At 65.6% G+C, this 12,448-nt stretch carries 12 protein-coding genes and 1 other annotated feature; of the genes, 7 read left to right on the top strand and 5 right to left on the bottom strand.

The window, feature by feature from the left end; translation table 11 throughout:
- Positions 1-10 precede the first annotated feature (10 nt).
- Genes galE through ASD35_RS11115 form a run of 3 tightly spaced genes read right to left on the bottom strand, consistent with a single transcriptional unit; the run spans position 11 to position 3,661 of the window.
- Entirely contained in the window at positions 11-1,024 is a 1,014-nt protein-coding gene (gene galE / locus ASD35_RS11105) for a UDP-glucose 4-epimerase GalE (protein WP_056875007.1), read from the bottom strand.
- A gap of 14 nt (positions 1,025-1,038) precedes the next feature.
- A complete protein-coding gene (locus ASD35_RS11110; RefSeq protein ID WP_056875008.1) occupies positions 1,039-2,229 on the bottom strand; it encodes an outer membrane beta-barrel protein in 1,191 nt (396 codons plus the stop codon).
- Positions 2,230-2,272: 43 nt separating this feature from the next.
- A complete protein-coding gene (locus tag ASD35_RS11115) occupies positions 2,273-3,661 on the bottom strand; it encodes an undecaprenyl-phosphate glucose phosphotransferase (RefSeq protein ID WP_157275500.1) in 1,389 nt (462 codons plus the stop codon).
- A 126-nt stretch (positions 3,662-3,787) separates the two neighbouring features.
- Here ASD35_RS11115 and ASD35_RS11120 point away from each other — a divergent pair, with 126 nt between their 5' ends.
- The 6 genes from ASD35_RS11120 to aspS all read left to right on the top strand — a co-directional run bounded on the left by ASD35_RS11120 (position 3,788) and on the right by aspS (position 10,422).
- A complete protein-coding gene (locus ASD35_RS11120) occupies positions 3,788-4,321 on the top strand; it encodes a hypothetical protein (protein WP_157275501.1) in 534 nt (177 codons plus the stop codon).
- Positions 4,318-5,883, top strand: a complete 1,566-nt coding sequence (gene ubiB, locus ASD35_RS11125; protein ID WP_056875010.1) for a ubiquinone biosynthesis regulatory protein kinase UbiB — start codon at positions 4,318-4,320, stop codon at positions 5,881-5,883. The genes ASD35_RS11120 and ubiB overlap by 4 nt, the downstream gene beginning before the upstream one ends.
- A 60-nt stretch (positions 5,884-5,943) precedes the next feature.
- The gene (locus tag ASD35_RS11130) at positions 5,944-7,407 is read left to right on the top strand and encodes a sodium:solute symporter family protein (RefSeq protein WP_056875011.1); all 1,464 of its coding nucleotides are present in this window, start codon (positions 5,944-5,946) and stop codon (positions 7,405-7,407) included.
- Between the two features lie 53 nt (positions 7,408-7,460).
- A complete protein-coding gene (locus tag ASD35_RS11135) occupies positions 7,461-7,790 on the top strand; it encodes an FmdB family zinc ribbon protein (protein ID WP_056875012.1) in 330 nt (109 codons plus the stop codon).
- A gap of 12 nt (positions 7,791-7,802) precedes the next feature.
- The gene (locus ASD35_RS11140) at positions 7,803-8,543 is read left to right on the top strand and encodes a DUF502 domain-containing protein (protein WP_082580091.1); all 741 of its coding nucleotides are present in this window, start codon (positions 7,803-7,805) and stop codon (positions 8,541-8,543) included.
- 88 nt (positions 8,544-8,631) lie between these two features.
- Positions 8,632-10,422, top strand: a complete 1,791-nt coding sequence (aspS, locus tag ASD35_RS11145) for an aspartate--tRNA ligase (protein WP_056875013.1) — start codon at positions 8,632-8,634, stop codon at positions 10,420-10,422.
- A 475-nt stretch (positions 10,423-10,897) separates the two neighbouring features.
- On the opposite strand, the gene ASD35_RS28020 is transcribed toward aspS, so the two are convergent.
- Positions 10,898-11,155, bottom strand: coding sequence for a hypothetical protein (locus ASD35_RS28020; protein WP_056875014.1), 258 nt, complete (start codon positions 11,153-11,155; stop codon positions 10,898-10,900).
- Positions 10,911-11,026: a sequence feature (AL1L pseudoknot), on the top strand. (Overlaps the previous gene by 116 nt.)
- Here ASD35_RS28020 and ASD35_RS28025 point away from each other — a divergent pair.
- Positions 11,102-11,854, top strand: coding sequence for an IS3 family transposase (locus tag ASD35_RS28025; RefSeq protein ID WP_235538318.1), 753 nt, complete (start codon positions 11,102-11,104; stop codon positions 11,852-11,854). The two genes, ASD35_RS28020 and ASD35_RS28025, sit on opposite strands and share 54 nt — an antisense overlap.
- Positions 11,855-11,923: 69 nt before the next feature.
- On the opposite strand, the gene ASD35_RS27140 is transcribed toward ASD35_RS28025, so the two are convergent.
- Positions 11,924-12,310, bottom strand: coding sequence for a hypothetical protein (locus ASD35_RS27140; protein WP_157275502.1), 387 nt, complete (start codon positions 12,308-12,310; stop codon positions 11,924-11,926).
- Positions 12,311-12,448: the final 138 nt, after the last annotated feature.

Below are 12,448 nucleotides of genomic sequence, written 5' to 3' on the forward strand. Positions count from 1 at the left end.
TCGGTTCGGATCAATTGAAGCCCTGGGGATTGAGGTGCTGCCAGCGCCAGCTGTCCTCGCACATGCGGGTCAGGTCGAGCTTAGCCTCCCAGCCAAGCAATTCACGGGCCGAGGTCGGGTCGGCCCAGCAGGCCGCGACGTCGCCGGGGCGGCGCGCGACGATTTCGTAAGGCACGCTGCGGCCGCTGGCGGCCTCGTAGGCGCGGACGAGGTCCAGCACGCTGTAGCCCTGCCCGGTGCCAAGGTTGACGGTCAGCGAGCCGGGCTGGTCTAGCAGCCGGCGCAGCGCCGCGACATGGCCTTCGGCGAGGTCGGTCACATGGATGTAGTCGCGCACGCCGGTGCCATCGGGCGTGGCGTAGTCGTTGCCGAAGACCGACAGCTTGGCGCGCCGGCCGACAGCGACCTGGGCGACGTAAGGCATCAGGTTGTTGGGCGTGCCTCGCGGGTCCTCACCGATGCGGCCGCTCTCGTGGGCGCCGACCGGGTTGAAATAACGCAGGCAGGCGGTCTGCCAGGCCGGCTCGGCGATGCCGAGGTCGCGCAGGATCTGCTCGCCCATCAGCTTGGTGGCGCCATACGGGTTGGTCGCGGAGGTCGGCGCATCCTCGCGCAGTGGCAGCTGTTCCGGCGCGCCGTAGACCGTGGCGCTGGAGCTGAACACGATGCGCAGGCAGCCGTGGCGTTTCATCGCCTCGCAGGTGTTGACCAGGCCGCCGAGGTTGTTGCGGTAGTAGGCCAATGGCTGGCTGACCGATTCGCCCACTGCCTTGTAGGCGGCGAAATGCACGACCGCGGCCGGCCGGTAGCGGTCGAAGATTTCGTCCATCGCCGCGGCATCGCCAACGTCCGCGCGTTCGAACTCGATGGGCGCCGGAGCGAGTTCCGCCAGGCGCTCCAGCACGATGGGTGAGCTGTTGACGAAGTTGTCAACGCCGACGACGCGATAACCGGCGTGTTGCAAGGCGAGCCAGGTGTGCGAAGCGATGTAGCCGGCAGCGCCGGTCAGCAGGACGGTGGTCATCGGCTCTCAGCCTCTCAGAACAGGATGGCCTGGCCGGTGCAGCCGTAGCTGCTGGCGCTGTAGACGTATTGCGGCACGCTGCTGTCGCGGCTGGCGTGGTCGTACTGGCAGTTCAGGCTGAAGCCGCGCGAAATGGCCCAGCGCACGCCAATGTTGTAGAGCTTGGTGTCGTCGAACGCATTGGCGAGATTGACACCGGACTCGCCGTTGCGTCGTGTTCGATTGCTGCTTGCCCTGGCGCTAAGGCTCAGCTTGCCTGTCAGGGAATAGCTGCTTCCCAGTTGCCACGTGGTGTAGACCCGGTTCAGGTCCGCCGCGCGGACCACACTCTCCTGGCCCGTGTCGCGCGAATAGTTCAGGTCGAACTGCAGCTTGCCGGTGGGCCGCCAGTTCCAGCCGATGGCGCCCGTCGTCCCGCTGAAGTCGCGCAGCAGGTCCAGGCTGTTGCGGGTCTTGCTGCGGCTGATACGGGTATTCAGCGTGCTGTGGCCGCCGACGGTCCAGCGGGTCGTGAAATCGATGTCGTCGCGGGTGAAGTCATTGATGGCATTGACCACGACCACTTCAGACGTGTCTGGGTCGATCGCCAGCCCGACGGGATAGCGTGGATTCGTGCCTTTGGTATGCCGCGCGACGAGACCCAGCCTCACGTTTCCGGCCGGTGTGGCGTAGAGGCCCAGCGACCCGGTGTTCTGGCGGTAGACGAAGCGGGCGTACTCCTCGGCGCTGAAGTCACGGCGGCGCTGCGTCCAGCCGCCTTCTAGCGTGTAGCGCGTGGTGACGCCCAGGCGGGCGATGGCCTGGTATTCGTCGTTGCGCTCGATGTTCTTCTTTCGGACCAGGTCGTCCGGATCAATGCCGTTGCCGATGTTGAAGTCGGCCAGCGAACGGTCGGACTTGGCGCTCAGCACGCCGGACAGGTTGCCGACCGTCTGCCAGTTCAGCGCACTGCGCAGGCTGTAGGAGCGGTAGTTCAGGTCGCTGTTGGTCGCATAGCGGTTGTTCTGCAGCGAGCCGTCCACCGTCAGGTGCTGCCGCCCCAGGCGCTGGTCGATGCCGCCCAGCAAGCCCACACTCGTGACGGTGTCGTCATTCGTCGCGTTCGGCTCCCGGTAGACGTTGGACACCCGCGACACGCCCAGCGTGCCACCCACGTAGAAGGGCGTCGTGTCGTCCGTCTGCGCCTGGGCGGCCGCAGCCATCATGGCGAGCGCTGCAACCCAGACCGGGCGTGGAATTTGGAAGGGCTTAGTAGGCATGGCGATCGAACACCACCAGCCTCACGGTGCGCAGAATGATCTGCAGATCGAGGGCCAGTGACCAGTTGCGCAGGTATTCCAGATCGTATTCGACGCGCGCGATCATCTTGTCGATGGTGTCGGTCTCGCCCCGCAGACCGTTGACCTGCGCCCAGCCGGTGATGCCCGGCTTGACCTTGTGTCGCACCATGTAGGCCTTGATGAGCTTGCGGTATTCCTCGTTGTGCGCCACGGCGTGCGGGCGCGGGCCCACGATGCTCATGCGGCCCTGCAGCACGTTGATGAATTGCGGCAGTTCGTCCAACGAGGTGCGGCGGATGAAGGCGCCGAAGGGCGTGATGCGCGGATCGCCCTTGGTGGCCTGCTTGACGACGTTGCCGTTGTCCTGCGTGCGCATGGAGCGGAACTTGTAGACGATGATCTCTTCGCCATCCAGGCCGTTGCGGCGCTGCTTGAAGATGACCGGGCCGGGTGAGCTGAGCTTGACGCCGATGGCCAGCGCCAGCAGCACCGGCGAGATCAGGACCAGGATCAGCGATGCCAGCACGATGTCGCTGATGCGTTTGACGAGCTGGTTGGTGCCGGTGAAGGGCGTCTCGCAGATGCCCACGACCGGCACGCCGCTGATGTCCTGTAGGCGGCCCTGGATGATGCTGATGCCGAACACGTCCGGCACGAAGAAGAGCGACGCGGTGGTGCCCTGCACCTGTTCCAGCAGCTCCACGATGCGCGGCTGGGAGCCCAGTGGCAGCGTGATGTAGACCTCCCGCACGCCCTTGTCGCGCACGTACTCGCTCAGCTTCGGCAGCGTGCCCAGCAGCTCCGCGCCGGCGTCCGGATGCAGGCGCTCGCGGTTGCGGTCGTCGAAGTAGCCCAGGCAGATGACGCCCTGCGTATCGCGCAGCGCGCGGGCCACCTTGTGGCCCAGCGTGCCGGCACCCACGACGACGGCCGTGCGGCGCGCACTGGGGTCACGGGCCCGCCACTTCTGGATGCGGCGGCCGATGGCGATCGCCGCCATCTGCAGCACCGGCGTGATGACCGCCCACCACAGCAGCACCTCGTTTTCGAAGTAGTGCAGGCTGCTCGTCGCATAGCCGCACAGCAGCAGGATGCCCAGCAGCACCAGCCAGGACGACACCACGTCCACCAGCGCACTGGCCGGGTGGTCGTTGAAGCGGTTGCGGCCCGGGAAGGTCAGGGCGAACACCAGCAGGCACAGCGTCAGCGTCGGCCGCATGACCGGCTCTTCAAAGTGGCCGTTCACCAGCAGGAAGGTCAGCACGATGATGCCCGGCTCGAGGAAGGCTGCTATCAGCGACTCGACCGACTGCGGTGCGCTGTAGAACGTTCTCTTGTAGCTGCGATCCTCGAACATCGTGGAATATCTGTGGCCCAGGTAGGGATGGGCTTGCAAAAAGCGATCCGGGATTCTCCACCAACAAATTTGACAAGCGCCTGCGCCTCGTCCCCTGTTCAGGGTCCGCTGCCTACAATCTTGAACATGTCTTCCCCCTGGCCGTTCCCGCCTTTGCCCGCCCTGTCGCCGCTGCTGATGCCCGCGCTGCAGGACCGCCTCGTGCTGCTGATCAACCATGTCGTGTCGCGCGAGCCGATTGCTGCGAGGCGGCTCCAGCCCCTGGCCGGGCGTGGGCTGGTTGTGCATCTCTCGGGCTGGCCGGCACTGCTGCCGGCCGCGCCCGATCTGATACTCGGTGTTACACCTGCTGGCTTGTTCGAGCGGCTCGACGCGCCGCCGCCCGGTCCGGGTGGCTTGCGCATCGAGATCGACGCCTCCAATCCCGCGAAGCTGGCGCTCGGTGCGCTCAGTGGCGGTGCCCCGGGCGTCAGCGTGCAGGGCGATGCGGCCTTTGCCGGCGAGATGCATTGGCTGATGGACAACCTGCGCTGGGACATCGAGGATGACCTCGCCGCCGTCGTGGGCCCGCTGCCGGCGCGCCAGCTCGCGCAGTTCGGCCGGGCGCTGCGCCGCAGCCTGTCGGGCATGGCCCAGCGCTTTGCCGGTAGCGGCGCATGAGGTTTGTCTCACGGCTGCTGGTCATTCTGTGGACGGTCTGGCGCTTCGGTCTCGATGACCTGGCGCTGTCCGGCCTGCGCCGGCGGCGTTTTCAGCTGCTGCGACGCCTGACCCGCCTGGGCCGACGCTGGCAGGAGCCGCGCGGGGTGCGCCTGCGCCTCGCCTTGGAGCGGCTGGGCCCCATCTTCGTGAAGTTCGGGCAGGTGCTGTCGACGCGGCGTGACCTGCTGCCCAACGATGTGGCTGTTGAACTGGCCCGGCTGCAGGATCGCGTGCCGCCGTTCCCGGCGGCGCTGTCGCGCGAGATGGTGGAGCGGGCGTTCGGCCAGCCTCTGGAAGAACTTTTTGCCAGCTTCGACGCCGAACCGGTGGCGAGCGCCAGCATCGCCCAGGTGCATTTCGCGACGCTGAAGGACGGTCGCGAAGTCGCCGTCAAGGTGCTGCGTCCTGGCATGCTGGATGTCATCGATGACGACCTGTCGCTGATGCGCCGGCTGGCGGTCTGGATCGAGCGCTTCTCGGCCGACGGCCGCAGGCTGAAGCCCCGCGAGGTGGTGGCCGAGTTCGACATGTACCTGCACGACGAGCTGGACCTCGTTCGCGAGGCGGCGAATGCCGCGCAGCTGCGCCGCAACATGGACGGCCTGGACCTGGTGCTGGTGCCGGAGATGCACTGGGACCTGTGCAGCTCCGAGGTCATCGTCATGGAGCGGATGAAGGGCGTGCCGATCTCGCAGCGCGCCATGCTGGAAGAGGCCGGCATCGACATCAAGAAGCTGGCCCGCGACGGCGTGACCATCTTCTTCACGCAGGTGTTCCGCGACGGCTTCTTCCACGCCGACATGCACCCCGGCAACATCCAGGTGAGCCTGGCGCCCGAGACCTTCGGCCGCTACGTGGCGCTGGACTTCGGCATCATCGGCACGCTGACCGAGGTGGACAAGGACTACCTCGCGCAGAACTTCATCGCCTTCTTCCAGCGCGACTACAAGCGGGTGGCCGAGTTGCACATCGCGTCCGGCTGGGTGCCGCCCGAGACCCGGGTGGATGCGCTGGAAAGCGCGGTCCGGGCCGTGTGCGAGCCTCATTTCGACCGGCCGCTGAAGGACATTTCGCTGGGCCAGGTGCTGATGCGGCTGTTCCAGACCTCGCGCCGCTTCAACGTCGAGATCCAGCCCCAACTGGTGCTGCTGCAGAAGACGCTGCTCAATGTCGAAGGCCTGGGCCGCCAGCTCGACCCTGAGCTGGACCTGTGGGCCACGGCCAAGCCTTTCCTCGAGCGCTGGATGAACGAGCAGGTCGGCTGGCCCGCGCTGAACAAGCAGCTGCAGAAGGAGGCGCCGCGCTTTGCCCAGCTCATCCCGGCGCTGCCGCGCCTGCTGCATGACGCGCTGAAGCACCAGGCCCAGCGCGGCGGCGATGCCGAGATGCGCGCCCTGGTGCGCGAATTGCGCAGCACCAACCGCCTGCTGTCCGGCCTGCTCTGGGGCGCCGCGGGCTTCGCAATCGGCATCGCCTTGGCGTGGCTGACGGTGCGCTTTCTCGATCTCGGCTTCTACTGAAGGGCGCTGGCGCGCACCTCATAATCCGCGCCAATTTTTCCGGCCCACCACCCGCCTCCCATGAACACCACGCTGATCGTTTTCGTCGTGCTCTACCTGCTCGGCACGCTGGGCATCGGCGTCTGGGCCGGCACACGGGTCAAGAACACCGCGGACTTCGCCATCGCCGGCCGCAGCCTGCCATTGGTGATGGTCATCACGACGACCTTCGCGACGTGGTTCGGTGCCGAGACGGTGATGGGCATCCCGGCGAAGTTCGTGCAGGGCGGCCTGGGCGCCATCGTCGAGGACCCCTTCGGTGCCGGCCTGTGCCTGGTGCTGGTGGGCGCGTTCTTCGCCGCCAAGCTGTACCAGAAGAACCTGCTGACCATCGGCGACTTCTACCGCCAGCGCTATGGCAAGGGCGTGGAGATCGTCTGCTCGCTCGCCATCATCCTCAGCTACCTGGGCTGGGTGGCGGCGCAGGTCACGGCGCTGGGGCTGGTGTTCAACATCCTGACCAACGGCGCGATGAGCACCGAGATGGGCATGATCGTGGGCTTGCTGGCGGTGCTGGTCTACGTGGTGATCGGCGGCTTCCTGGCAGTGGCCTGGACGGACTTCATCCAGATGATCGTGCTGGTCATCGGCCTGTCCGTGATTGCCGTGTTCTCGGCCGATCTGGCCGGCGGCGCGGGCGTCGTGCTGGACCTGGCCGTGCAGAAGGACCTCGGCAAGTTCTTCCCCGAGCCCACGTTCACCCAGATCGCGATGTTCCTCGGCGCGGCGCTGACCATGATGCTGGGCTCCATCCCGCAGCAGGACGTCTTCCAGCGCGTCATGTCCGCCAAGGACGCCAAGACCGCCCAGCGCGGCGCCATCATCGGCGGCTTCAGCTACATCGCCTTCGCCTTCGTGCCGATGTTCATCGTGCTGGCCGCCGTCGCCGTCATGGGCGACAAGGCGCTGGATCTGGCGCAGAACGACTACCAGCGCCTGTTGCCCACCTTCATCATGGGCCACATGCCGCTGGTCTTCTCTATCCTGTTCTTCGGCGCACTGCTGTCTGCCATCAAGAGCACCTCCTCGGCCACGCTGCTGGCGCCGACGACCAGCTTCGTCGAGAACATCCTCAAGCAGATCCGCCCCGGCATGAGCGACCGGCAGGCGCTCGTCGCCATGCGGGTCACGCTGGTCATCTTCGCGCTGTGCGTGCTGGCGTATTCCATCGCGCTGCAGGGCACGCCCATCTATGAGATGGTCAGCGCCGCCTACCAGGTTACGCTGGTGGCCGCCTTCATCCCGCTGGTCTTCGGCCTCTACTGGCGGCGCGCGACGACGCAGGGCGCCGTGTTTTCCATCTTCGCCGGCATCGCCGTCTGGGTGGCCTTCTTCCCGCAGGTGACGACCTGGGGCGAGTTCTTCCCGGGCCAGCTGGCGGGCCTGCTCGCCGCCCTCGTCGGCATGGTGGCGGGCTCGCTGGCGCCCCAGGTGCTGACCGACCGGCACGAGCACGTCAGCCACCATCTGCAGCCCCATCGCTGAGCCTCCCCTAAAATGCTGGGCTTTTCGCCTCCCGAGACTCACGAGAGCCCACCATGCCGATCTACGCCTACCGCTGCAGCGCCTGTGGCCACGCCAAGGACGTGCTGCAGAAGCTTTCCGACGCACCCCTGACCACCTGCCCCGCCTGCGCGGCGGAGACGTTTTCCAAACAGATCACTGCCGCGGGCTTCCAGCTCAAGGGATCGGGCTGGTATGTGACCGACTTCCGCGGCGGCAACAGTGGCGCCGGCGCCGCTGCGGCGCCCGCCGCGGGCGCTGCGGCTTCTACTGCCGCCGAGCCGGCCAAGAGCGAGTCGTCAGGCACGACGGAGGCCTCGTCGGCCTCGTCCACACCCTGCGGCGGCTCCTGCGCCTGCCACTGAACCGGTATCTTCGTGGGCGCTTCGTTACGCAAATACCTCGTCGCCGGCCTGCTGGTCTGGTTGCCGCTGGCCATCACGGTCTGGGTGCTCAGCCAGGTGCTGGACGTCGTCAACGGCGTCTTCGGCTCCCTGCTGGCGGCGCTGGCCCTGGTCATGCCGGCCTCGCTGCGCGAGGGCTTGCTGGGCCTGCAGCATGTGCCGGGCCTGGGTCTCGTCATCCTGGCCGGCGGCCTGCTGGCGACGGGCGTTTTCGTGGCCAACATCTTCGGTCAGTGGCTGCTGACGCAGTGGGACCGGCTGATGTCCCACATCCCCATCGTCAAGAGCATCTACAGCTCGGTCAAGCAGGTGTCGGACACGCTGTTTTCCAGCAGCGGCAACGCCTTCCGCGAAGCCGTGCTGGTGCAGTATCCGCGTGCCGGCAGCTGGACCATCGCGTTCGTCACCGGTTCTCCCAGCGGGGAGGTCGCCCGGCATCTCGAGGACGAGCATCTCAGTCTCTACGTGCCGACGACGCCCAACCCCACATCAGGCTTCTTCCTCATCGTGCCGCGTGCCGACGTCAGACCGCTGCACATGACGGTGGACGAGGCGCTCAAGTACATCATTTCGATGGGCACCGTGGCGCCGCTGCCGCACGCGGGCGAACTGGCCCATGCCAGCCAGGCGGTCGCGCCGGCGGTGGCGCTCGATGCCAAGCCCAACCTGCGGGGTCCGGCCGACCCGGCGGGCCAGTCAAATCGACCGGGTTGAGCGCCCCGGCAGGCGTTCAATCCTGAGAGCCGAGCGAGCTCGTCAGCGCCCCACAGAACACCCCGCAAAGAATTCGGAGAAGAACACCATGCGTACCTGCTATGCCGGCCAAGTCAGCGAGAAGCTGCTCGACCAGACCGTGACCCTGATGGGCTGGGCCCATCGCCGCCGTGACCACGGCGGCGTCATCTTCATCGACCTGCGTGACCGCGAAGGTCTCGTGCAGGTCGTCTGCGACCCCGACCGCGCGGACAGCTTCCAGATCGCCGAGGACGTTCGCAGCGAGTACTGCCTGAAGATCGTCGGCAAGGTGCGCTCGCGCCCCGCCGGCACCGAGAACGCCAACCTCGTCAGCGGCAAGATCGAGGTGCTGTGCCACGAGATCGAGGTGCTGAACCCGTCGGTGCCCATCCCCTTCCAGATCGACGAGGACAACCTCAGCGAGACGACCCGCCTCACGCACCGCGTGCTGGACCTGCGCCGCCCGTACATGCAGAACAACCTGATGCTGCGCTACCGCGTCGCGATGGAAGTGCGCAAATTCCTGGACGAGCATGGCTTCGTCGACATTGAGACGCCGATGCTCACGAAGAGCACGCCCGAAGGCGCGCGCGACTACCTCGTGCCCAGCCGCGTGCACGACGGTCACTTCTTCGCGCTGCCGCAGTCGCCCCAGCTGTTCAAGCAGCTGCTGATGGTGTCGGGCTTCGACCGCTACTACCAGATCACCAAGTGCTTCCGCGACGAGGACCTGCGCGCCGACCGCCAGCCTGAGTTCACGCAGATCGATATCGAAACATCGTTCCTCACCGAGGAAGAGATCCGTTCGATGTTCGAGGGCATGATCCGCCACGTCTTCCGCAAGGCGCTGAACGTCGAGCTGGGCGACTACCCCGTCATGAAGTATGCGGAGGCCATGCATCGCTTCGGTTCCGACAAACCCGACCTGCGCGTCAAGCTCGAGTTCACCGAGCTGACCGACGCGATGACGACGGTGGACTTCAAGGTCTTCAGCGGCCCGGCCACGACACCGGGTGGCCGCGTCGTCGCGCTGCGCGTGCCCAAGGGTGCCGCCATGAGCCGCGGCGAGATCGACGCCTACACCGAGTTCGTCAAGATCTATGGCGCCAAGGGCCTGGCCTGGATCAAGGTCAACGAAGTGGCCAAGGGCCGCGAAGGCTTGCAGTCGCCCATCGTCAAGAACCTGCATGACGAAGCCGTCGCCGAAATCCTGAAGCGCACCGGCGCGCAGGATGGTGACCTGCTGTTCTTCGGTGCGGACAAGGCCAAGGTCGTCAACGACGCCATCGGTGCGCTGCGCCTGAAGGTCGGTCACAGCGACTTCGGCAAGGCCAACGGCTTGTTCGAGGACAAGTGGGCGCCGCTGTGGGTGGTCGACTTCCCGATGTTCGAGCACGACGAGGAGAACAACCGCTGGGCGGCCGTTCACCACCCGTTCACGGCACCCAAGGATGGCCATGAGGACCTGATGGCCAGCGACCCGGGCAAGTGCATCGCCAAGGCCTACGACATGGTGCTCAACGGCTGGGAGCTGGGTGGTGGCTCGGTGCGTATCCACCGCGCCGAAGTGCAGGCGAAGGTCTTCGAGGCGCTGAACATCAGCGCGGAAGACCAGCGCATCAAATTCGGCTTCCTGCTGGACGCGCTGCAGTACGGCGCGCCCCCGCACGGCGGCCTGGCCTTCGGCCTGGACCGCATCGTCACGATGATGACCAAGGCCGAGTCCATCCGCGACGTCATCGCCTTCCCGAAGACCCAGCGCGCCCAGTGCCTGCTGACCGGCGCGCCGTCGCTGGTGGACGAGAAGCAGCTGCGCGAGCTGCACATCCGGCTGCGCAACGCGACGCCGCTCGTCTGATTTGGTTTGAGCCTCAAGCGGTCCGCCGCGCGGCCTGACCACGTCTTGACATGTGTGGCGTCACCGATCAGCGTCAAGCTGCGCTATGAACGGTGCGGCTTGGCCGGGCTCAGCCAACCGAATCTCCCATTTGCTCAAAAATGGCGGTGAAGGGTTCTCTGAATCGCACCGACTTCCGAGGAGGCTCCTTCGTTTGAGAACATGGAACCATGAAGAGAAACTCCCCGAAGTTCCCCTCGGAGTTTGTTGAGCGCTCAGTGTGCATGACGCTGGAGTCGCAGGGCCAGAGCATGAGTCGCAGTGGGCGGCGATCGTCTCATTTGCGGCCAAGATGGGCTGCACATCCGAGACACTACGGCGCTGGGTGCGCCAAGCCGAGCGTGACGAGGGCCTTCGCCAGATCCCACCACTGCCGAGCAGCAGCGCACCGAGCTGGAGCGCGAGGTGCGAGAGCTGCGCCAGATCAACGAGATTCTCAAGCTGGCCAGCGCGTTTTTGCCAAGGCGGAGCTCGACCGCCACATCAAGAAGTGAGGCGCTTCATCGACGTGCAGCGCGAGCACTTCGGGGTCGAGTTGATCTGCAACGTACTGGATGTCGCCCCGTCGGGCTACTGACGCCACGCCGCGCGCCAGCGCAAGCCAGCGCTGCTGCCCGCCAGAGCGCAACGTGATGCCCAACTGGCGCCACAGGTTCAGCGCGTATGGACGAGCCACCTGCAGGTCTATGGCCATCGCAAGGTCTGGCACCAACTGCGTCGCGAGGACGTGACGGTGGCGCGCACGGTCCAGCGGCTGATGCGGCTGCAGGGCCTGCAAGGGGCCAGACGCGGCAAGTGGGTGCGCACCACGGTGCTCGACGCCAAGGCGCCATGCCCGCTGGACCGCGTCAATCGACAGTTCAAGGCCGAGCGGTCGAACCCAGTCGTGGGTGAGCGACTTCACCTACGTCTCAACCTGGCAGGGCATGTGGTCTACGTGGCCTTCGTCGTCGATGTGTACGCGCGCTTCATCGTCGGCTGGCAGGTCAGCAGTTCCATGCGGGCTGACTTCGTGCTGGATGCGCTGGAGCAGGCGCCGTACGAGCGCAAGCCCGAGCGCGACGGCGCGCTGATCCATCACTCGGATCGCGGGTCGCAGTACCTCAGCATCCGCTACAGCGAGCAGCTGGCCGAGGCGGGCATCCAGGGCTCGGTTGGCTCCAAGGGCGACAGCTACGACAACGCGCTGGCCGAGACGATCAACGGTCTGTTCAAGACCGAACTGATCTACCGCCGCCGTCCTTGGAAGACCAAGGAGGGCGTCGAATTCGCCACGTTCGAATGGGTCTCGTGGTTCACCATCGCTTGCTTGAGCCCATGGCTACATCAACCTGCCGAGGCCGAGGCAAACCACTACCGGCAAGTCGCCGAACGTCAGGCCGTTACGTTCTGACTCACACCAACTTGCCTCCACGAAAGCAGGGGCGATTCATTCGAAGACCACGACGTTTGCAAACTGTTGTCATCCGGCCCTTTTAGGGCGCAGGACATGCACACCCCCGAGTGCAATAAAACCTACGCACAGAAGCGCTGATGACCCGGGCTCCGGCACGGGCGCGGAAGCAGCGGTGATGTAGCTGGTCGGACCTAGCCTGTATGCGACGGTATAGCCTCCGCTCCCGCCATAGTATCCGGACGTCGTATCAACGTAACTTCGGTAGCCGTAAGCCTGGAAGCTGAGCTGGTTCCCGCCGCCGTAGGTAAACGACCCAACTTCGTAGGGTTCGCCGCCACCAAAGTACAGCTGGTCGAGTTCATTACGACTGATGACGCCGTCGTTATTATCGTCAAACCCGGTGAAGTAACCATCGATAGACGCAAAACCATAATCGATGGTTTCGTCAGTCATCAGATCTGTGTAGGTATGATGCAGATTATGGAAAGTGAAATTCCACTGGTCGGCGTACGCGGCTGAAATGCCTGCGCAGCTGGCGAGCAACACAAGTTTTACGGCAACTAGAGGGCGTTTCATAGGCGATGTCCAAGT

The sequence above is a fragment of the Pelomonas sp. Root1444 genome, from assembly GCF_001426885.1.
Taxonomy (GTDB): Bacteria; Pseudomonadota; Gammaproteobacteria; order Burkholderiales; family Burkholderiaceae_C; genus Pelomonas.